Origin of the sequence: Streptomyces sp. NPDC001903 (genome assembly GCF_042891345.1) — a bacterium.
In the GTDB taxonomy this organism is placed as follows: domain Bacteria; phylum Actinomycetota; class Actinomycetes; order Streptomycetales; family Streptomycetaceae; genus Streptomyces.
In genome coordinates, this window is the sequence record NZ_JBIASZ010000006.1 from 137434 (window position 1) to 156692 (window position 19259).

Consider the following 19259-nt stretch of genomic DNA (forward strand, 5'->3'; position numbering starts at 1 on the left):
GGCGGGCTACGGTGCCGCCATGGCGAACTTCGTGCTGGTGGCAGGCGCATGGCTCGGCTCCTGGGCGTGGGAGGAGGTGGCCGCGCCGCTGCGCGCGGCGGGGCACGACGTCCACCCCCTGACCCTGTCCGGCCTGGCCGAGCGCAGCGGCGTACCGGCCGGACAGCAGACGCACGTCCGGGACATCGTGGCCGAGGTCGAGCGCCTCGACCTGCGTGACGTGGTGCTCGTCGGACACAGCTACTCGGGCATCCCGGTCGGCCAGGCGGCCGAGCGGATCGGCGACCGGCTGACGCGGGTGGTGTTCGTGGACGCCAACGTCCCCGTGGACGGACGGTCGTTCTCCGACAGCTGGCCGGTGGAGGCCGAGATCGCCGCCCACGGCGGCTTCTGGCCGCCGCTGACCGCCGCCGACTTCGAGGGGCAGGGCCTGGACGAGGAGCAGATCACCCGCATCGTCACGGGCGCGACCCCCCACCCGGGCGCAACCCTGACGGAACCGGCGGAGCTGAAGGCCCCGCTCTCCGAGCTCCCCGCGCTGTACGTGAAGTGCCTGCTGGACGGCGAGGACCCCGGCCCGGTGATCTCCGAGCTGCTCGAGAGCGAGGGCTGGACCCTGGTCCGCATGGACACCGGCCACTGGCCGATGTTCTCGCAGCCGGCGGAACTGGCGCGGATCCTGGCGGGGGCGGCGGGAGGGGGGCTCGGTCAGTCGCGGGCGTACGAGCCGAGGCCGACGAGGCAGTAGACGTACTCGTTGATGGTGATGCCGCCCCGGCTGTAGCGGTACGAGAACGCGTACTGGGTGTCCGGATTGTCGTTGCAGCGGTTCAGGTCGGACGTCACCGGGATCCGCTCGATCACCTTGTAGTGCGCGTCGGAGGCGGAGCAGGAGACCTCCTTCACCCCGTCGACCCGCTGCGCGGTCGTCGAGTCGGGGAGCTGCCCGTTGAGGCAGGTCCCCTGGTCGAACGGACTGGGCGCCGGCTCCTCGGAGGGAAGGGCCGGGGCCGCGGTCTCCCGGCTCACGGGCGGCGGGACGGGGACCGGCGACCTGGTGGGGGAGCCGTACGACGGGACGGGCGCGGGCGAGGCCGCGCCGTCGCCGTCATCGCCCCCGCTGTTCAGCAGCACCACGCCCACCACGACGGCGATGGCGACACCCAGCGCCACCAGGCATCCCCGCCCGTTCGACACGGGCGGGGGCGCCTGGGGCGCCGGCGCACCGGCGACCCGGATCCGCACGAGCACCTCGCCCTGCCCGACCCGGGCCCGTACGAGGTCCCCGTCCCGGGAGGGCGGAATCCGCAGCCGCGCGTTGCCGGTCGGCAGCGGCACGCTCAGGATCACCCCGTGGGCGGCCTGCTGCGGGGTGATCGTGATCGGTATTTCCGAAGACTCCACGGCTGCTCCACGGGGTGAGGGAATCGGCACGACGGACCCTCGTCAAGTGTGCGGTGCAGGGGAGTCGGGACGCAGCGGTTCCGCCGGGGATCAGCCGAACTGGCCCGGCTGGTAGCCGCCGGCCGGCTGCCGGACCATCACGTTCATCCGGTTGTAGGTGTTGATCAGGGCGACGAGGGAGACCAGGGCGGCCAGCTGGTCCTCGTCGTAGTGCTTGGAGGCCTCGGCCCAGGCCTCGTCCGTGACGCCGCCGGCCGCGTCGGCGATGCGCGTGCCCTGCTCCGCCAGCTCCAGGGCCGCCCGCTCGGCGTCGGTGAACATCGTGGCCTCACGCCAGGCGGCGACCAGATTGAGCCGCACCGGGTCCTCCCCGGCGTGCACGGCGTCCTTGTAGTGCATGTCGGTACAGAAGCCGCACCCGTTGATCTGGCTCGCCCGCAGCTTCACCAGCTCCTGCGTGGCGTGCGGCAGTGCCGAGTCGGCGATGACCTTGTTCGCCGAGTTGATGTACCGCCCGAACTTGGCGGCGAGGGCGTTGCCGAAGAAGTCGAGCCGAGCGTCCACCGTGATCTCCTTGCCGTGTCGACCATGACCGGCTCCGACGCAACAGCTCCGACGCACAGGACGGCCCGCCGACACGGCCGGACGACGCACGGGTCCCACCCGATCGGCGGCACGGCCCGCACCCGACTCGATCGGGCACAGGATGTCGGGTCCGCCAGGGTGGGCGCTGCCTAGCGTGGTGATCGCAAAGAGGAAGGACACCAGGGATGCTGGAGCGGCTGAACCAGGCCATGGAGCACATCGAGCGCCATCTCGACCAGGCGATCGAGGCGGAAGAGCTGGCACGCATCGCGGCCACCTCGGAGTACCACCTGCGCCGCATGTTCTCGGCACTGGCGGGCATGCCGCTGTCGCAGTACATACGGCGTCGCCGGCTCACCCTCGCGGGCGCCGAAGTGCTCGCGGGGCGCGAGACCTTGCTGGACATCGCCGTGCGCTACGGCTACGGCTCCGGCGAGGCGTTCGCGCGGGCGTTCCGTGCCATGCACGGCATCGGTCCCGGCGAGGCCCGCCGTACCGGCGCCGCGCTCAGCTCCCAGTCCCGGATGGCCTTCCGTCTCACCATCGAAGGGAGCAGCAGCATGCGCTACCGCATTGTGGACAAGCAGGCCTTCACGGTCGCCGGGCCCAAGGCCCGGGTACCCCTGGTCCATGCCGGACCGAATCACGCGATCATGAACTTCGTCCGCGGGATCGACCCGCGGACGCTGGAGCGCCTGGAGAAGCTCTCGGACCAGGAGCCGCACGGCATCGTCGCGGTCTGCGACGACCTGGACCCCAGCCGGGCCGAGGGCACCGAACTCGACTATTACCACGGCGTGGTCACCACCACGGCCCCGGAGGACGAGACCGCCTTGGCCGTCCCGGCCGGTACCTGGGCGGTCTTCACCACCTCCGGGCCGATGCCGCTGGCCATCCAGGAGCTGTGGCGCGACGTCTTCACCGAGTGGTTCCCCTCGAACCCGTACCGAGGCCGCCCGGGCCCGGAGATCCTCCGCGTCCGGCCCGCGCCGGACACCACCACGGCCGACGCCGAACTCTGGCTGCCCGTGGAGCCCGAGAACGGCTGAGCCCCGTCCCGGCCGGGCCCGTCCCGGCCGGCGCCGCGGCCCGCAACCTCACTCCTCCCCGGTCAGCGCCTCGTCCTGCTGGTCCAGGACCTGTTCCCAGGCCGCCGCGTGCCGGTCCCGGGCCGCCTCGTCGTGGAAGCCGGCGTGCGTCAGCCGGACGTGCGTGCCGATCGGGTGCGGGAGGAGTTCCACGGTGACCACCGTCTCGGCGCCCTCCGTACCGCCCCGGCCCGTCACCCAGGTCAGCTCGACCAGCCGGTTCGGGACCAGGCGCAGGAAGCGCCCGTAGTGCGGGTGCCTGGTCCGCGGGCCCTCCGGCTCCGGCGCGGACTCCGTCTCGAAGAAGTACGGCGCGTTCACCTCGGCCCGCATCAGGACGGAGCCGGGGGCCGCGAACCAGCGGTCGAACTCCTCGGTCCACCCCGCGTACAGGGTGTGCTCTGTGGCGATCATCGACCGCTCGACGGTCAACTGATGGGGGCGGTCCGACAGGTCGGGGACGCGGACCGGCTCGATGGTGGTCATGGCATCTCACCGTAGGACGGGCCGGGCCGGATCCGTCCGTGGCGCACCGCCCGCCGGGCCGTCAAGACTTCCGATTGTCGGCGACCAGCTTCCTGAACGCCTCGGGGGTGACGGACTCGATCCCCTTGCCCGAATTGAGCGTGAGCTGCTTCCCGTCGATGGACACGTCCGGCGTGCCCTTCTTGTCCTGGTCGTAGAAGGCCTGCCCGACCTTCTCCGCCCACGGCATGTACGTGAGCTCCTTGACCGCCTTGTTGAAGGCGGGCGTACGCAGCCCCGGTACCCGGTCCGCGAGTTCCAGCAGGGTCGCCGTCGAGCCGAACGTGTCGTCCGACTCCTTCTTGGGGTGGTTCGCGTACAGGACCCGGAGGTACTCCATGAACTTCTCGGGGCTCTCGTTCACCGCCGCGCCCAGCGCGTTCAGCGCCCGCTTCGAGCCCTTCCCGCCCAGGGCGCCGTCCAGGAAGGTGGCGAAGTGGTACTCGACGCGACGCCCAGTACCGCCGCGACGGCCCCGCCCGCCATCAGCCGGCCGCGCAGCCTCGCGCGGCGGGCCGCCTCCTCCCGCTGGGCGCGGAGCCGTTCGCGGGCCTCGCGCCGCCGGTCGTTCTTGGTACTGGTCGCCATGAAACCACCCTAAGAAGGCAATAGGGTTCAAGCGGTGGGTCTTTGGGTCCTTTCGCCCACGGACCAAGGTCCTCTGTGCGAACGGGCGTGAGGACCCGGTGAAGCCGAGACGAATGGTGTGTCATATCTGCCGGGGCACCGGTGAGTCGTGTCCGAATACCTGATAGACAGTGGATATCCACGGCTCGACCCGCCGTATACCTTGTCGGCCGCCTTGGGGGGATCGCCGCACTGTGAAGCCGCTTCACCGTCACCTCGTCAACACCTCGCGCAAGGTCCTGTGCACGGCCGCGCTCGCGGCCAGCCTGACGACCGCCGCGGTGGTGACCAACACGTCCACCGCCGATGCGGGCGAGTCCGAGCCCACTCCGGACAGTCCCCAGGCCACCGACCGCGGCGATGCCCGCCTCGACCTGCCCGACCCGCTCGCCGACCCGGCCGTACCGCCCACCGGGGGTACGGGCGCCGGCGAGGGGGCCAGCGGGATACCCGCGACCGCCCTCGACGCGTACAAGCGCGCCGAGATCTCCGTGGCCGCCGCGCTGCCCGGCTGCAAGCTGCCCTGGCAGCTGCTCGCCGGCATCGGCCGCGTCGAGTCCGTCCACGCCTCCGGCTACGGGCTCAAGAACGACGGCTACACCGAGAAGCCCATCCGCGGCCCGCGCCTCGACGGCAACGGCTTCGCCGAGGTCAAGGACACCGACAAGGGCGAGTTCGACGGGGACGCGGTCTACGACCGCGCCGTCGGCCCGATGCAGTTCATCCCGTCCACCTGGGCCACCTGGGGCGCCGACGGCAACGGCGACTCCAAGCGCGACCCGAACAACATCTACGACGCGGCGCTGGGCGCGGGCCTCTACCTGTGCGCGGGCGACCGGAACCTCTCGGACCAGGCGCAGCTCGACCGGGCGATCCTCAGCTACAACAACTCGCGCGAGTACGTGAACACCGTGGTCGGGTACATGCACCAGTACCAGAACGGTGTCGCCGGGGTGCCGAACCCGCCGGCCGGGAACTTCCCGACGCCGCCCACGACGACGCTTCCCACGCCGAAGCCGACTCCGACCCCGACTCCCACGCCGAAGCCCACCCCGACTCCGACGCCGACCCCGACGCCGAAGCCCACCCCGACTCCCACGCCCACCCCGACGCCCACGCCGACCCTGGCCAAGCTGGAGCTGCTCGGCAGCGCGGAGCTCAAGGCCGAGGCCGGGTCCGCGTTCACGGCGGTCCCGCGGATCAAGGCGGTGCTCAGCGACGGCAAGCCGGCCGCCGCGAAGCCCATCCTGTTCGAGCTCAAGGACGACAGCACGGGCTCCTTCATCGGCTCCGAGGGCAAGACCTTCCTCGTGGTCGAGACCGACTCCGAGGGCATCGCCGCCCTGCCCGGCCTGAAGGCCGGCGCCAAGGCGGGCGGTTTCACCCTGCGGGTGGCGGCGTACAACACCGAGGCGCAGCTGACGGTGAACTTCACCGGCACGGTCACGGCGAAGCCGGCCCCGGTCGCGGACAAGCTGGCCCGCACCGATGCCGGTGCGGACAAGCCGTTGGAGGTCGAGGCGGGCAAGAGCCTCAAGGGCCTGGAGTTCACCGCCACGGCGCAGGGCAAGGCCGCCGAGGGTACGCAGGTCACCGCCGGTCTCGTCGAGAGGAACGTCGAGGATGGCGGGGCGTGGGTCCCGGTGGACCCGGCCAAGTCCAAGGGCCCGTGGTTCAAGGACAAGGACGGCGCCAAGGTCACGAGCCTGCTGCTGGCCCCGGCCGGCGCCGACGGCAAGATCGCGCTGCCGGAGCTCTTCACCACGGACGTCGCCCCCGGCACGTACCACCTGCGCCTGATCACGAAGGACAACGTGGTCCTGGTCCTGGACCTGAAGATCACGGCGGCCCCGGCGCCGGCCTCGTAGGCGGTCCGGTCCGCACACGCACGCAGACCGCCCCCGGTCACCGTCTCGACGGTGACCGGGGGCGGTTCGCGTTTCGCCCGTCCCCCCGCCCGGGGGAAAAGGCAGGAGCCCCGCGACCTCCGCGCGAACGGAGGAGGCAGGGCTCCTTGGGTACTGCTTATCCAACCGCGATTAGGTTGGCCCAGGCGACTAGGCCGGGGTGACGTTCTCCGCCTGCGGGCCCTTCGGACCCTGCGTGACGTCGAAGTTCACCGTCTGGTTCTCCTCGAGGGAGCGGAAGCCAGAGGCGTTGATCGCGGAGTAGTGGACGAAGACATCCGGGCCGCCGCCGTCCTGGGCGATGAAGCCGAAGCCCTTTTCAGCGTTGAACCACTTCACGGTTCCGGTAGCCATGAGCCCTCCTATGGGCCAAAGGGTCGCCCTGCTCCAGAACCTGCTAAGAAGTCTGAAAACTACAAAAGCCTGCGGGTCACATTCTCCGCAGGCCTCGTACTGCAAGGGAAACCAAACTGCAACTTGCGACGAGCCTAGCACGCACCCTGTGGCGGAGACCAGAGGGAAAGATCACGTCACTCGGACGTTTGAGGCCCGCCCGAAGGCTGACGCAGACCCGGGGGCTAGTCTCGCGATGTGGACGTCTATCGCAGCCGGCCCCGCGTCGGCCACATTCAGTTCCTGAACTGCCTTCCGCTCTACTGGGGACTGGCCAGAACCGGCACGCTGCTGGACCTGGAGCTGACCAAGGACACCCCCGAGAAGCTCAGCGAGCGGCTCGTCCAGGGGGAGCTCGACATGGGTCCGATCACCCTTGTGGAGTTCCTCCGCAACGCCGACCAGCTCGTCGCGTTCCCCGATCTGGCGGTCGGCTGCGACGGCCCGGTCATGTCCTGCGTGATCGTCTCGCAGGTGCCGCTGGAGCAGCTGGACGGGGCGCGCGTCGCCCTCGGTTCGACCTCCCGCACGTCCGTACGCCTCGCCCAGCTGCTGCTTTCCGAGCGGTACGGGGTCCAGCCGGACTACTACACCTGCCCGCCCGACCTGGGCCTGATGATGCAGGAGGCCGAGGCGGCGGTGCTGATCGGGGACGCCGCGCTGCGCGCCTCGCTGCACGACGCGCCCCGGCTCGGCCTCCACGTGCACGACCTGGGGCTGATGTGGAAGGAGTGGACCGGGCTGCCGTTCGTCTTCGCCGTCTGGGCCGCCCGCAAGGACTACCTCGCCCGCGAGCCGGTCGTCGTACAGAAGGTGCACGAGGCCTTCCTCGACTCCCGTGACCTCTCCCTGGAGGAGGTCGCCAAGGTCGCCGAGCAGGCGGCCCGGTGGGAGGCCTTCGACGCGGATCTCCTGGAGCGGTACTTCACGACGCTCGACTTCCGCTTCGGGCCCGAACAGTTGGCCGGTGTAAGGGAATTCGCGCGTCGTACGGGATCGAGCACGGGCTATGCCGCGGATGTCGCGGTGGAGCTGCTGAACGTGGACGGCGCACGCTGCTGATCATTTCCGGCCGGCGTTCGGGTTCCGGTTCGACTGGGGGTTCCGGTTCCGGTTCCGGTTCGGGTCGGCGGAAATGCCGTTTCCCGGGAATTCCCCCTCTTTTCACATTCCCGCCCGCGGGCGGGAATGCCTCGCCCCGGTGAGGCGGCGACCCCTAAGGTTCTGTTGGCCGGTCCGAGACCGGCGAGGGGCGTCAGGCTCACGGACCGACGGGGGAGGGGGACGCGATGCAGCCGCTCGAAGCCGGCGAACCGCGGACCATCGGCGCGTACCGGCTGCTCGGCCGGCTCGGCTCGGGCGGCATGGGGCGGGTCTACCTCGGCCGCAGTGCCGGCGGCCGGACCGTCGCCGTCAAGATCGTGCACCCGCACTTCGCCTCCGACGAGGAGTTCCGCGCCCGCTTCCGCCGCGAGGTCGAGGCCGCGCGCCGGGTCGGCGGCGAGTGGACGGCCCCCGTACTGGACGCCGACCCGGAGGCAGCCGTTCCGTGGGTGGCCACCGGGTACGTGGCGGGCCCCTCGCTCGGCGGCGCCGTCGCCGCTCACGGGCCCCTTCCGGAAGCCTCCGTACGGGCCGTCGGCGAAGGCCTGGCGCGCGCCTTGGTGGCCGTGCATGGGCTCGGCCTCGTCCACCGGGACGTGAAGCCGTCGAACGTGATGCTGACCCTCGACGGCCCCCGGCTCATCGACTTCGGGATCGCCCGGGCCACCGACGGGACGGCCTCGCTGACCTCCACCGGCGTCTCCATCGGCTCCCCCGGCTACATGTCCCCCGAGCAGATCCTCGGCAAGGGGATCACCGGGGCGGCCGACGTCTTCTCGCTCGGCGCCGTGCTCGCCTTCGCGGCCACCGGGCAGCCGCCGTTCACCGGGGACAACTCGGCGACCCTCCTCTACAAGGTGGTCCACGAGCCGCCGGACCTCGACGCGGTCCCCGCCGGCCCGCTGCGCGAGCTGATCGCGGCATGCCTGGCCAAGGCGGCCGCCGACCGGCCCGCCCCGGCGGCGATCGCGCAGGCGCTCGACGGCGCCCTGCGCGCCCCCGGCTGGCTCCCCGCGCCGGTGGTGGAGGACGCCAGCCGCGCCGCCACGGCCCTGCTGGACCTGGAGGCCGCGCCGGTGGGCCCCGCGGAGGGCGCCGCGGCGCCGGCCACCGAATCCGCGTCCGGGCCGCTGCCGTTCACGGCCTCCTCGTACGGGGGACCCGCAGTCGGCTTCGGCGCGCCGGACCCCTCGTACGGGAGCGCCGCCGTCTCCGGCGCCGGCGGGGCGGGCCCCTCGTACGGGCCCTACGGGCCGCCGCCGACCACGGGCGCCGCGTACAGCCACAGCCACGGCCACAGCCCCACCGAGACCGCCGGGGGCGGGGTGCCGCAGCCGCGGACCGCCCCCGACCGGGCACACCAGGTCACCTTCAACGCGGCCGGGCGGCGCTTCAGCTGCTCCCTGGTCCTCGCGGCGGCGGCCGTCCTGGCCGTGCTGTCCGGCGGCGGCCTGTACGGGCTGGGACTGCTCCCCGGCACCGGCGGCGACGCCGACCAGCACGCGTCCGGCGACACCGCCGCCAGGCCCCCGGCGTCGGCGCAGTCCGCCACCCCGGCCCCGAAGGAATCCGCGACCCCCTCCGCCACTCCCTCGACGGCCAAGCCCTCGACGGGGGCTCCGGCCGGCACCCGGGGCGACGTCCCCAAGGAGCTCACCGGCACCTGGAAGGGGACGGTCACCACCGCCCGCGCGGGGGTCTCCAGCGAGTTCGAGATCACCATCAAGGCCGGCAAGGTCGGCGAGGTCGTGGCCCGGGACAAGTCGATCCTCCCGCTCTTCGGCACCGACTGCAGCGGTGACTGGAAGCTCTCCTCCGCCACCGACCGCTCCCTCGTCCTCGACACGGCGGGCGGCCCCAACCCGGCCCCCGGCATCTGCTCCAACGGGTCCGCCGACGAGCGCTTCACCCTCAACGCCGACGGGACGCTCCACTACAAGTCGGGCGACGGTCCGGCCGGAAACCCCGAAGGCGACCTGACCCGCATCCCCTGAGAACCGCCGACGGGCCCTGGCGTAGGCTGGATCGGTCCGTACCTCTTGACACCGCCGAAAGGTGACGCACCGGTGACCGACCAGGCCGCTCTCCAGTCTGTCCTCGACCGCGCCGCCGCAGGGGGCCGGATCACCAAGGAAGAGGCGCTCGACCTCTACCGGCACGCCCCGCTGCACGCGCTCGGCCAGGCGGCCGACGCGGTGCGCCGCCGCCGCTACGCCGGCACCGAGCACATCGCGACGTACATCATCGAGCGCAACATCAACTACACGAACGTGTGCGTCACGGCGTGCAAGTTCTGTGCCTTCTACGCGGCCCCGAAGGACACCAAGAAGGGCTGGTCCCGCGACCTCGACGACATCCTGCGCCGCTGCGCGGAGACCGTGGAGCTCGGCGGCACGCAGATCATGTTCCAGGGCGGACACCACCCGGACTACGGCGTGGAGTACTACGAGGAGCACTTCTCCGCGATCAAGAAGGCGTTCCCGCAGCTGGTCATCCACTCCCTCGGCGCCTCCGAGGTCGACCACATGGCCCGCATCTCCGGCGTCTCGGCGGAGGAGGCCATCAAGCGGATCCACGCCGCCGGCCTCGACTCCTTCGCGGGCGCCGGCGCCGAACTCCTGCCGGAGCGGCCGCGCAAGGCGATCGCCCCGCTGAAGGAGTCCGGCGAGCGCTGGCTGGAGATCATGGAGATCGCCCACAAGCTGGGCGTGGAGTCCACCTCCACCATGCTGATGGGCACCGGCGAGACCAATGCCGAGCGCATCGAGCACATCGCGATGATCCGGGACACGCAGGACCGGACGGGCGGCTTCCGCGCCTTCATCCCGTACACGTACCAGCCCGAGAACAACCACCTCAAGGGCCGGACCCAGGCGACGGTCTTCGAGTACCTGCGCATGATCGCGATCGCGCGGCTCTTCCTCGACAACATCGCCCACATCCAGGGCTCCTGGCTGACCGTGGGCAAGGAGGCGGGCCAGCTCTCGCTGCACTACGGCGCGGACGACCTCGGCTCGATCATGCTGGAGGAGAACGTGGTCTCCTCGGCGGGCGCGAAGCACCGCTCGAACCGCCAGGAGATCATCGACCTGATCCGCAAGGCGGGCCGCGTCCCCGCGCAGCGCGCGACGACGTACGAGCACCTGCTGGTGCACGACGACCCGGCGAACGACCCGGTCGACGACCGCGTGGTCTCGCACATCTCGTCCACGGCGATCGAGGGCGGTACGGCGCACCCCGAGCTGAAGCTCATCTCCACGAACTGACGCGGCCGTGCTGACGCTTCACACCGCCGACGTCCTGCTGTCGGGGCCCGGCCGCGCGCCGCTGCCCGCCGGGGCGGTCCTGGTCGAGGGCGACCGGATCGCCCGGGTGGGCCCGTACGAGGAGCTCGCCGCGGCCTGGCCGCACGCGCGGGTCCGGCGCTGGCCCGGGGTGCTGACCCCGGGGCTGCTGGTGCGCGGGGCGGACGTGCTGCTGGAGCGGACGTACTACCCCGACGACCCGTACGAGACCCCCGAGCTGGGGGCCGACCCGATCAGCGGGGCCGAGGCGCTCGACGCCCTCGAACTGACCGACGCCCGCCGGGGCAACAGCGCCCGGCGGGCCACGCAGAAGCTGCTGGCCCGCGGGGTGGTGGCGGTCGCCGGGAAGCTCACGGTCCCGGCGGTACGGACGGCGGTGGTCCGCTCCGGCCTGACGCTCCTGCCCCCGGCCGCGGTCGCGGCCCCCTCGCTGGACCCCTTCGCCGGCTGCGAGTCGCCCGAGGAGGCCTTCCACGGCACGCTCGACGCGGACGCCCCGGCCCGCTTCGCGGTGTTCGCGGTGGCCGACCCGGCGGAGCTCCTCGCGCAGGGCGCGACCACCTGCGTGGCCACGGTCATAGCCGGCCGCCTGCTCCACCGGCGCCGCTGACCGGCCTGGGTCTCGCGGATTCCCGGGCCAGGGCGGCCAGGAGGCAGGCCTGGAGGCGGCTGATGCCGCCGAGCTTGGCTCTTATGTTGTGCACGTGGAACTTGACCGTGCTGACGGAGAGTTGGAGCTCGCTCGCCAGCTCCGCGTTGGACGCGCCGGTGGCCAGGCACAGGAACACGGCCGACTCCTGCTCGGTGAGCTGGACTTCGTCCCGCCGGGCCTTCTCCCGCGTACGGGGTGGGAACCACACAGGGACGCTGAAGTTCACGACGCGCACGGTTTCCGCTCCTCGTCCCTGGCCGGCGGCCGGCGGCCGCTCTCTCTGCCCTATGGGACGGGTGGTCCTGACAGGTAGGTTCCATTTCCGTCGAACGGCCAGGCATTGGCCTTGCAGCCGAGCAGCCCCTTGATCTGCTGCATCATCGCCGGAGCGGGCTTTCCGGGGCCCGGGCAGGTCTCGTGGTCGTGGCCCAGCTCGTGGCCCACCTCGTGGTTGACGATCAGTGCCCGGTACTCCTCCACGGCCCCCTTGAACTGCGGAGATCCTTCCAGCCAGCGCTTGAGGTTCACCACGACCGTGTGCCCGGCCCGGCAGTTCGTCTCGCCGATCAGCTCGGGGGTGACCACCTCGCACAGCCGGTCGGTGGTCGTGGGTGTGGCGATCTTCACGGTGAAGTCCACCGGCTGGCCGGCCCCGACGAGCTGGAAGCCGTACGCCGGGTCCTTGATCCAGCCGCGCGGGTCGCCCAGGATCTTCTCCACGGACTGCGCGGCGGCGTTCGCGTCGATCCCGCTTCCCTCCTCGACCTCGATCCGCCACTTGCGGGCGGGCCCCTTTCCCTGCGGCTGCCCCGTGTGGGAGGAGGCCGCGAAGGTGCCCGGGCCGGACTGGGGGGTCTTGCCGGCGGTCGCGCCGCCGCCGGCGCCGCCGCTCGGCTTCGAGGCCTCCGCGGAGGGCGCCCCGGACGCGGCGGACCCGGCCGAGGCCGAGGGGGACGCGGCCGCGGCGGCGGGATCGCGGCCGGGCTCACCGGAGGCGGCACCGGGGGTGCCGGACGGCGACGCGGCCACGGAGTCGGAGGCGGAGGAGGCGTCGTCCAGCGGCACGACCGCGTACGCGGTCGCCGCGACGGCGACCACCGCGGCCGTTCCGAGGAGCGTGCGGCGGAGCCGCTTGCGCCGCTCGGCCCGCCGCTGCGCGCGGGGGCCGAGGGGGGAACGTCGACCGTGACCGGTGGAATGGCCTGCCGGCATCGTGGAGCCCTTTGTTCGTGAATATTGTGTTTCGGTAGGCCTTGTTCAAGCCGTACCCGCCAGTCAACGCGGACGCGCGGGCTCCGCGTAACTGTCCATCGGGCCAGTTGTGCCCCCGGCGGCGGGGCCCGGTGCCGCCTGCGAGAATGGCCCGGTATCCGCCCACCCGTACCGCACCGCACCTGAGGGGCCAACGCCAGTGACCCGCGCTTCCCTGGACAAGCAGCCGCACGAAGTCGCCTCCATGTTCGACGGTGTGGCGGCGAACTACGATCTCACCAACGACGTCCTCTCCCTCGGGCAGGCCCGCCTGTGGCGCAAGGAGGTCGCCAAGGCGGTCGGCGCTCGCCCCGGGCACAAGGTGCTGGACCTGGCCGCCGGAACCGCGACCTCCTCGCTGCCCTTCGCCGCGACGGGCGCCTACGTCGTCCCCTGCGACTTCTCGCTCGGGATGCTCCGCGAGGGCAAGAAGCGGCACGCCTGGCTGCCGCTGACCGCGGGCGACGCGACGAGGCTGCCGTTCAAGGACGACGTCTTCGACACGGTGACGATCTCCTTCGGGCTGCGCAACGTACAGGACACGGACGCGGCGCTGCGCGAGCTGTACCGGGTGACCAAGCCGGGCGGGCAGGTCGTGATCTGCGAGTTCTCGCAGCCCACGTGGGCGCCGTTCCGCACGGTGTACACGGAGTACCTGATGCGGGCCCTGCCGCCGGTGGCCCGCGCGGTCTCCTCCAACCCCGACGCGTACGTGTACCTCGCCGAGTCGATCCGCGAGTGGCCGGACCAGCCGGCGCTGGCCGGACTGCTGCAGAAGGCCGGCTGGTCGAAGGTGGCCTGGCGGAACCTGAGTGGCGGCATCGTCGCGCTGCACCGCGGCGTCAAGACGGCGTAGCGGGCAGTGGACTACCGGCCCCTCCTGGAGCAGATAGCGGCGGACGTCGCCCCCTTGGTGGGCAGCGGCACGCCCGCCGAGTACATCCCGGCGCTCGCGTCCGTGGATCCGGGGCAGTTCGGGATGGCCGTCGCCGATCTCGACGGGAACGTGTACGGGGTGGGGGACTGGCAGGTTCCGTTCTCGGCCCAGTCGATCACGAAGGCCTTCGCGCTGGCCCTGGCACTCGCCGAGGGCGGCGACAGCCTGTGGGAGCGGGTCGGCCGGGAGCCGTCGGGCAACCCGTTCAACTCCCTGGTGCAGCTGGAGTACGAGAACGGCATTCCGCGCAATCCGTTCATCAACGCGGGCGCGCTGGTGGTCACGGACCGGCTGCAGACGCTGACGGGCGACGCGAGCAGCGAGCTCCTGAAGTTCCTCCAGGAGGAGAGCGGCAACCCGGAGCTCGGCTTCGACGCGGAGGTGGCGGCCTCGGAGCAGGAGCACGGCGACCGCAACGCCGCGCTGGCGCACTTCATGGCCTCGTACGGGAACATCGACAACCCCGTGCCGGCGCTGCTGGACCACTACTTCTGGCAGTGCTCGATCGAGATGAGCTGCGCCGATCTGGCACGGGCGGCGCGCTTCATGGCCCGGCACGGGCTGCGGGCGGACGGTTCGCGGCTGCTGACGCGGAGCGAGGCCAAGCAGGTCAACGCCGTGATGATGACCTGCGGGACGTACGACGCGGCGGGCGAGTTCGCGTACCGCGTCGGGCTCCCCGGCAAGAGCGGCGTGGGCGGCGGGATCGTGGCGGTGGTGCCGGGCGTGTGCACGCTGGCCGTCTGGTCACCGGGGCTGGACCCGCAGGGCAACTCCGTCGCGGGCGTGGCCGCCCTCGACCGCTTCACGACCCTGACCGGCCTGTCCGTTTTTTGACGCGCCGCTCGCACGGCTCGGCCCTGGCGGGCCTCACCGGCTTCGCGGCGCTGCGCCGGACCCCTTCCGCCGAGGGCTACTCGGGAGCGAGCACCAGTTCGTAGCGGCGCCCGTAGGTGCGGCCGTTCGGCAGGAGGAAGCGCTCCGCCAGGGTCATGCCGAGGCGTTCCGCGACCGCGATCGAGCGGCGGTTCTCGTCGTTGATCATCGCCACGACCTGCCCGAGCCCGGCCGCGCGCACGCGCTCCAGCGTCGCCAGGGCCGCGGCGTAGGCGTAGCCCTTGCCCCACGCGGAGCGGGCCAGGCGCCAGCCGATCTCGATCTCGCCGACCGGCCCCCACGCCTTCTCCTGCGGCCACGGCTGTGCCCCGGTGAAACCGATCACCGCGCCGTCCGCGTCCAGCAGCGTCCACAGGCAGAAGCCGAGCTGCGCGTCGTGCATCCGCTGGCGCGCCGTGAACTCCTCGTACAGGGACAGCTCGGCGGGGCCGCCGAGGAACTCCATGACGTCGGGGTCGTCGAAGACCCCGTGCCAGGCCCGGGCGTCCTCGTCGGTCGGCACGCGCAGCCGGACGGTGGGGAGCGAGGCGGGCGAGGTGGGCGAAGCGGTCATCGGGGCAGCCCTTCGGTTCGTGATCTCTCTCGCTGCATAGACTGCACATGTCCCGTGCCGTTGGGCACCCCTTATCGAGCCTTCGGGAGACCCCGCAGTGACCGAGCCCCTCTCCGAACACTCCGCGGATGTGATCGTCGTCGGGGCCGGGCCCGCCGGCTCGACCACCGCCTACTACCTCGCCAAGGCCGGACTCGACGTCCTGCTGCTGGAGAAGACGGCGTTCCCGCGCGAGAAGGTCTGCGGTGACGGTCTGACCCCGCGCGCCACGAAGCAGCTGGTGGCCATGGGCATCGACGTCTCCGAAGAGGCCGGCTGGCTCCGCAACAAGGGCCTGCGGATCATCGGCGGCGGCCAGCGCCTCCAGCTGGACTGGCCGGATCTCGCCTCCTTCCCGGACTACGGACTCGTCCGCAAGCGGGACGACTTCGACGAGACCCTGGCCCGCCAGGCCCAGAAGGCCGGCGCCCGCCTGTACGAGCGCTGCAACGTCGGCGAGCCCGTCCGCGACCCCCGCACCGGTCACATCACCGGTGTGCAGGCGAAGCTGGGCGAGGAGAAGACCCCGGTCACCTTCAGCGCCCCGCTCGTCGTCGCCGCCGACGGCAACTCCTCGCGCCTGTCCCTCGCGATGGGCCTGCACCGGCGCGAGGACCGCCCGATGGGCGTCGCCGTCCGTACGTACTTCACCTCGCCCCGGCACGACGACGACTACCTGGAGTCCTGGCTGGAGCTGTGGGACCGGCGCGGTGCGCAGGACCGGCTGCTGCCCGGCTACGGCTGGATCTTCGGCATGGGCGACGGCACGTCCAACGTCGGCCTCGGCATCCTCAACTCCTCCTCCGCGTTCCGGGAGCTGGACTGGCGCGAGGTCCTCAAGGCCTGGTGCGCGTCCATGCCGGAGGACTGGGGCTACACCCCCGAGAACATGACGCAGCCGATCCGCGGCGCGGCCCTGCCGATGGCCTTCAACCGGCAGCCGCACTACACCAAGGGCCTGCTGCTGGTCGGCGACGCGGGCGGGCTCGTCAACCCGTTCAACGGCGAGGGCATCGCGTATGCGATGGAATCGGGGCAGATCGCGGCCGACGTCATCGTGCAGGCGCACGCCCGGGCCACTCCGGCCCAGCGCGAGCTGGCGCTGCACAGCTACCCGAAGGTGCTCAAGGAGACGTACGGCGGCTACTACTCGCTGGGCCGCGCCTTCGTGAAGCTGATCGGCAACCCGAAGGTCATGAAGATCGCGGCGCAGCGGGGCCTGACGCACCCGGTGCTGATGCGGTTCACGTTGAAGATGCTGGCCAACCTGACCGACCCGGCGGGCGGCGACGCGATGGACCGCATCATCAACGGCCTCTCGAAGGTGGCCCCCAAGGCCTGAGGCCGGGAGCTCCTAGGGAGCGTCGTCAAAGTAGCGTCGGCCGCCCGAAGGGCGGTGGTCGGTGGGGTCTGGTGCGTGCGATCGCAAGGCGGAGGAGGGAACCGACGCGGAGCGTCGGTGACCGACGACAACGCGGCGAGCGTGCGTGCCAGACCCCACCGACCAGACGGGACTTTGACGACACGACCTAGGGAGCGGGCCGGGCCGGGGTTCCACCGGTTCGGCCCGCTTCGTCGTTTCCGTCCCCGTGCGCCGGCCGCTGCCGCGGGGCGTGGACCGTCCGTACGCAGCGGGCCACCAGCACCGTGCCCCAGAGCAGCAGCGCGAAGGCAACGGCCCAGCCGAGCCCCAGGATGACGGGATGTCCGGGTTTGTGCCAGGGGCGGGTGGTGTTGAGCAGCCAGCCGCCGATGGCGAGCAGGAAGAGCCCGGCGGCGGCGGGCACGGGGGTGGGGTCGGCGGTGTCGCCCTGTCCCTCGTACGCGTCGGTCATCGCGGTCCGCCACCTCCTGGCCTGAATCGGGCGCTCGTACCGCCATCCTCTCAGGGCGCCGGCGAACACGGAAAGGGCCGGCACTCCGCCCCCGAGCGGGGGAGTGCCGGCCCTCGGGCCGTGCTGAAGCGTGCGGAGACGCCCTGAGAGGGGCTCAGGAGCCCCTGGGGAACCTCGGGGGACCCGAAGGGGCCTCAGAGGATGCGGACGGCGCCCGTCGGCTTGTCGTAGCTCAGCGAGCGCTCGACGATGCCCGTGCTGGGGTTCTGCGCGCCCACGAACTTGCCGCCGCCGACGTAGATGGCGACGTGGTAGGCGCTGCCGCGGGAGCCCCAGTACAGGACGTCGCCCGGCTGGAGGGCGCTCAGGGAGACCGAGGTGCCCCGCGCGGACTGGTCCTGCGACATGCGCGGCAGGGTGACGCCGGCCTGGCGGTAGGCGGCCTGGACGAGGCCGGAGCAGTCGTACGAGGACGGGCCGGTGCCGCCGCTGATGTACGCCTTGCCGACCTGCGCGCGGGCGAAGTTGACGATCGCGGCGGCGGAGCCGGTCGCGGGGGCGGTGACGGTGCCCGAGCCCAGCTCGGAGCCCGAGTCGGACGCGGAGGCGTTCTGCAGGCTGTTGCGGGAAGAGCTGCGGGTGGCGCGCTCGGCCTCGGCCTTGCGGTCCGCCTCCTCCTTCGCCTTCTTCTCGGCGTCGGCCTTCTGGGCCTCCTCCTTGGCCTTCTTGGCCTCGGCGGCGGCACCGGTGCGGGCCTGCTCCTCCTGCGTGCGCAGCTCACCGGTGACGGCGGCGGCGGCCGTGTTCTCGGCGGCGGTGGTGACGGCGGAGGAGACGTCGGCGGCCAGATCCAGGTTCAGGACCGGCATTTCGAGCGTCGTCTCGGTCACGGGCTCGGACGGGGACGCGCTCGCCGTGCCGGCCATCGCCAGGGTGCTGAGGACGCCACCGGCAACTCCGGCGCGGACCGCGAGCTTCGAGGCGCTGCGGCGGGGCTTCCGGTGGCTGGGTATGTGAGCGGTGTGGGACATGAGGACAACCGCTATCAGGGGGTCCGGGTTCCCTTCAAGAAACGTGGTCTGCGCCACAGTTGCGCGCGAACCGGGCTAACCGGGCGCGCCGCGCGTCTTATTGACGCCGTAACGGACGTATCGGACACGCTGTCACAAGGCTGTGATCAAGGGGTTTCCGCAATAAGTCCGAATTGATCCACGACCTACCATCACTGCGCACAGATGGCCAAGCCCTGTTTCGGAACCGAGAATTCGGTGTGGCGCAGGTCACAGGATCGTCTCACTGTGAGGGCCCTGTGGTCCGTCCGTGACCTGTCCGTGAACTTCCCGTGAGCCGGCCGCCGGGGCTCGTGAACGCGCGCACGCGCCCGGCGCCCGTCCACTCCCGTCCCCGGGGCTCCCCCGGCCGGGCGACGGCGATTTCCTTTACCGTGCAAGGCTTGATCCCGCAAATTTGCCTGCACTCGACATCATTTGATAGGGACATCGGCCTTCTACCTGCGGTAACGCGTCCGGATGTCACCTTTGGTGATCATGTGGATGCTTCGCGTATGAAGATCACCACCTATCGGCCTTGATGATCGTTCGTCAGGTGGTGGAGATCACAAACTCGGTGTTGTTACCCGTGTCGCAGATCACAGAGGAGCGGGCATAAGATGCGCACCAGTCCGGCTTGTGAACTGCCTCACATGAGATCTCGTCGAGTTGGGCGATCTTCGCGAGGCGGCCGGCACGGCGGTCCAACGGTCAAGGACGACTGGAAGGAGCGAGGAGCGTGAATGCGTACGCGCCCATCCTCGTGCTCGGCGCCCTCGGCGCAGGGTTTGCGATCTTCTCCGTGGTCATGGCCACGCTGATCGGCCCAAAACGGTACAACCGGGCGAAGCTCGAGGCGTACGAGTGCGGCATCGAGCCGACGCCCACGCCGGCCGGCGGCGGCCGCTTCCCCATCAAGTACTACCTGACGGCGATGCTCTTCATCGTCTTCGACATCGAAGTTGTCTTCCTCTACCCCTGGGCCGTCACCTTCGACTCCCTGGGGATCTTCGGGCTCGTCGAGATGCTGCTCTTCGTGCTCACCGTCTTCGTCGCCTACGCCTACGTGTGGCGCCGCGGCGGCCTGGAATGGGACTGAGGGGCTGAA

Annotated in this window: 22 protein-coding genes; 11 read left to right on the plus strand and 11 right to left on the minus strand. The window is 71.4% G+C overall.

The features are described from left to right. Positions 1 to 19: 19 nt before the first annotated feature. On the plus strand, positions 20 to 748 hold the full coding sequence (locus ACFYZS_RS15960) for an alpha/beta fold hydrolase (RefSeq protein WP_389012027.1): 729 nt from the start codon (positions 20 to 22) through the stop codon (positions 746 to 748). Here ACFYZS_RS15960 and ACFYZS_RS15965 read toward each other — a convergent pair. Together ACFYZS_RS15965 and ACFYZS_RS15970 are read right to left on the minus strand one after the other, a co-directional pair. Continuing rightward, positions 709 to 1404, minus strand: coding sequence for a hypothetical protein (locus ACFYZS_RS15965; protein ID WP_389012030.1), 696 nt, complete (start codon positions 1402 to 1404; stop codon positions 709 to 711). The genes ACFYZS_RS15960 and ACFYZS_RS15965 overlap by 40 nt on opposite strands. Before the next feature lie 90 nt (positions 1405 to 1494). Beyond that, entirely contained in the window at positions 1495 to 1968 is a 474-nt protein-coding gene (locus ACFYZS_RS15970; RefSeq protein WP_389012033.1) for a carboxymuconolactone decarboxylase family protein, read from the minus strand. Between the two features lie 206 nt (positions 1969 to 2174). Here ACFYZS_RS15970 and ACFYZS_RS15975 point away from each other — a divergent pair, with 206 nt between their 5' ends. Further along, positions 2175 to 3038: a GyrI-like domain-containing protein gene (locus tag ACFYZS_RS15975; protein WP_389012035.1), complete on the plus strand. Its 864-nt coding sequence runs from the start codon at positions 2175 to 2177 to the stop codon at positions 3036 to 3038. A gap of 48 nt (positions 3039 to 3086) precedes the next feature. Here ACFYZS_RS15975 and ACFYZS_RS15980 read toward each other — a convergent pair whose 3' ends face one another. From ACFYZS_RS15980 to ACFYZS_RS15990, 3 genes are all read right to left on the minus strand, one after another. Continuing rightward, the gene (locus ACFYZS_RS15980) at positions 3087 to 3563 is read right to left on the minus strand and encodes an SRPBCC domain-containing protein (RefSeq protein ID WP_389012038.1); all 477 of its coding nucleotides are present in this window, start codon (positions 3561 to 3563) and stop codon (positions 3087 to 3089) included. A 61-nt stretch (positions 3564 to 3624) separates the two neighbouring features. Next, the gene (locus ACFYZS_RS15985; protein ID WP_389012674.1) at positions 3625 to 4026 is read right to left on the minus strand and encodes a thioredoxin domain-containing protein; all 402 of its coding nucleotides are present in this window, start codon (positions 4024 to 4026) and stop codon (positions 3625 to 3627) included. After that, positions 3984 to 4190, minus strand: coding sequence for a hypothetical protein (locus tag ACFYZS_RS15990; protein WP_389012713.1), 207 nt, complete (start codon positions 4188 to 4190; stop codon positions 3984 to 3986). Before ACFYZS_RS15990 ends, ACFYZS_RS15985 begins: the two co-directional genes overlap by 43 nt. Positions 4191 to 4423: 233 nt before the next feature. Here ACFYZS_RS15990 and ACFYZS_RS15995 point away from each other — a divergent pair, with 233 nt between their 5' ends. Further along, positions 4424 to 6097 carry a lytic transglycosylase domain-containing protein gene (locus ACFYZS_RS15995; protein WP_389012041.1) on the plus strand — a complete coding sequence of 558 codons (1674 nt, stop codon included), beginning with the start codon at positions 4424 to 4426 and terminating at the stop codon, positions 6095 to 6097. A 189-nt stretch (positions 6098 to 6286) separates the two neighbouring features. Here the strand turns inward: ACFYZS_RS15995 and ACFYZS_RS16000 are convergent, their stop codons facing one another. Continuing rightward, the gene (locus ACFYZS_RS16000) at positions 6287 to 6490 is read right to left on the minus strand and encodes a cold-shock protein (protein ID WP_030012116.1); all 204 of its coding nucleotides are present in this window, start codon (positions 6488 to 6490) and stop codon (positions 6287 to 6289) included. Between the two features lie 237 nt (positions 6491 to 6727). Between ACFYZS_RS16000 and ACFYZS_RS16005 the strand changes: the two genes are divergently transcribed. The 4 genes from ACFYZS_RS16005 to ACFYZS_RS16020 all read left to right on the plus strand — a co-directional run bounded on the left by ACFYZS_RS16005 (position 6728) and on the right by ACFYZS_RS16020 (position 11548). Continuing rightward, entirely contained in the window at positions 6728 to 7591 is an 864-nt protein-coding gene (locus ACFYZS_RS16005; RefSeq protein ID WP_389012043.1) for a menaquinone biosynthetic enzyme MqnA/MqnD family protein, read from the plus strand. A gap of 227 nt (positions 7592 to 7818) precedes the next feature. Continuing rightward, positions 7819 to 9627 (plus strand): protein kinase, encoded by a 1809-nt coding sequence (locus ACFYZS_RS16010; protein WP_389012046.1) that lies wholly within the window; start codon positions 7819 to 7821, stop codon positions 9625 to 9627. 72 nt (positions 9628 to 9699) lie between these two features. Then, entirely contained in the window at positions 9700 to 10899 is a 1200-nt protein-coding gene (gene mqnC / locus ACFYZS_RS16015) for a cyclic dehypoxanthinyl futalosine synthase (RefSeq protein ID WP_389012049.1), read from the plus strand. Positions 10900 to 10906: 7 nt separating this feature from the next. After that, a complete protein-coding gene (locus ACFYZS_RS16020) occupies positions 10907 to 11548 on the plus strand; it encodes a hypothetical protein (protein WP_389012051.1) in 642 nt (213 codons plus the stop codon). Here ACFYZS_RS16020 and ACFYZS_RS16025 read toward each other — a convergent pair. Continuing rightward, complete coding sequence (locus ACFYZS_RS16025; protein WP_389012054.1) at positions 11514 to 11825, minus strand: response regulator transcription factor; 312 nt, start codon at positions 11823 to 11825, stop codon at positions 11514 to 11516. The two genes, ACFYZS_RS16020 and ACFYZS_RS16025, sit on opposite strands and share 35 nt — an antisense overlap. A 50-nt stretch (positions 11826 to 11875) precedes the next feature. After that, a complete protein-coding gene (locus tag ACFYZS_RS16030; protein WP_389012058.1) occupies positions 11876 to 12802 on the minus strand; it encodes a DUF3152 domain-containing protein in 927 nt (308 codons plus the stop codon). A gap of 199 nt (positions 12803 to 13001) precedes the next feature. Here ACFYZS_RS16030 and ACFYZS_RS16035 point away from each other — a divergent pair, with 199 nt between their 5' ends. Both ACFYZS_RS16035 and ACFYZS_RS16040 read left to right on the plus strand, forming a co-directional pair. Continuing rightward, positions 13002 to 13697: a demethylmenaquinone methyltransferase gene (locus tag ACFYZS_RS16035; RefSeq protein WP_389012061.1), complete on the plus strand. Its 696-nt coding sequence runs from the start codon at positions 13002 to 13004 to the stop codon at positions 13695 to 13697. A 6-nt stretch (positions 13698 to 13703) separates the two neighbouring features. Next, positions 13704 to 14615: a glutaminase gene (locus ACFYZS_RS16040; RefSeq protein WP_389012064.1), complete on the plus strand. Its 912-nt coding sequence runs from the start codon at positions 13704 to 13706 to the stop codon at positions 14613 to 14615. 76 nt (positions 14616 to 14691) lie between these two features. On the opposite strand, the gene ACFYZS_RS16045 is transcribed toward ACFYZS_RS16040, so the two are convergent. Continuing rightward, positions 14692 to 15228, minus strand: a complete 537-nt coding sequence (locus tag ACFYZS_RS16045) for a GNAT family N-acetyltransferase (protein WP_389012066.1) — start codon at positions 15226 to 15228, stop codon at positions 14692 to 14694. A 97-nt stretch (positions 15229 to 15325) separates the two neighbouring features. Between ACFYZS_RS16045 and ACFYZS_RS16050 the strand changes: the two genes are divergently transcribed. Continuing rightward, positions 15326 to 16609 carry a geranylgeranyl reductase family protein gene (locus tag ACFYZS_RS16050; RefSeq protein ID WP_389012069.1) on the plus strand — a complete coding sequence of 428 codons (1284 nt, stop codon included), beginning with the start codon at positions 15326 to 15328 and terminating at the stop codon, positions 16607 to 16609. 187 nt (positions 16610 to 16796) lie between these two features. On the opposite strand, the gene ACFYZS_RS16055 is transcribed toward ACFYZS_RS16050, so the two are convergent. Beyond that, positions 16797 to 17102: a hypothetical protein gene (locus tag ACFYZS_RS16055; protein WP_389012071.1), complete on the minus strand. Its 306-nt coding sequence runs from the start codon at positions 17100 to 17102 to the stop codon at positions 16797 to 16799. A 194-nt stretch (positions 17103 to 17296) separates the two neighbouring features. Next, positions 17297 to 18133 carry a C40 family peptidase gene (locus ACFYZS_RS16060; RefSeq protein ID WP_389012074.1) on the minus strand — a complete coding sequence of 279 codons (837 nt, stop codon included), beginning with the start codon at positions 18131 to 18133 and terminating at the stop codon, positions 17297 to 17299. 757 nt (positions 18134 to 18890) lie between these two features. On the opposite strand from ACFYZS_RS16060, the gene ACFYZS_RS16065 reads away from it, so the two are divergent. Further along, a complete protein-coding gene (locus tag ACFYZS_RS16065; protein ID WP_030028256.1) occupies positions 18891 to 19250 on the plus strand; it encodes an NADH-quinone oxidoreductase subunit A in 360 nt (119 codons plus the stop codon). The last annotated feature ends 9 nt before the right edge of the window (positions 19251 to 19259 follow it).

Excerpts from the sequence above, each read along its gene's own strand:
- ACFYZS_RS16045 (WP_389012066.1), bottom strand. The coding sequence starts at position 15,228 with ATGACCGCTTCGCCCACCTCGCCCGCCTCGCTCCCCACCGTCCGGCTG.
- ACFYZS_RS16055 (WP_389012071.1), bottom strand. The coding sequence starts at position 17,102 with ATGACCGACGCGTACGAGGGACAGGGCGACACCGCCGACCCCACCCCC.
- ACFYZS_RS15980 (WP_389012038.1), bottom strand. The coding sequence starts at position 3,563 with ATGACCACCATCGAGCCGGTCCGCGTCCCCGACCTGTCGGACCGCCCC.
- ACFYZS_RS16030 (WP_389012058.1), bottom strand. The coding sequence starts at position 12,802 with ATGCCGGCAGGCCATTCCACCGGTCACGGTCGACGTTCCCCCCTCGGC.
- ACFYZS_RS15990 (WP_389012713.1), bottom strand. The coding sequence starts at position 4,190 with ATGGCGACCAGTACCAAGAACGACCGGCGGCGCGAGGCCCGCGAACGG.
- ACFYZS_RS16060 (WP_389012074.1), bottom strand. The coding sequence starts at position 18,133 with ATGTCCCACACCGCTCACATACCCAGCCACCGGAAGCCCCGCCGCAGC.
- ACFYZS_RS15975 (WP_389012035.1), top strand. The coding sequence starts at position 2,175 with ATGCTGGAGCGGCTGAACCAGGCCATGGAGCACATCGAGCGCCATCTC.
- ACFYZS_RS16010 (WP_389012046.1), top strand. The coding sequence starts at position 7,819 with ATGCAGCCGCTCGAAGCCGGCGAACCGCGGACCATCGGCGCGTACCGG.
- ACFYZS_RS16000 (WP_030012116.1), bottom strand. The coding sequence starts at position 6,490 with ATGGCTACCGGAACCGTGAAGTGGTTCAACGCTGAAAAGGGCTTCGGC.
- ACFYZS_RS15960 (WP_389012027.1), top strand. The coding sequence starts at position 20 with ATGGCGAACTTCGTGCTGGTGGCAGGCGCATGGCTCGGCTCCTGGGCG.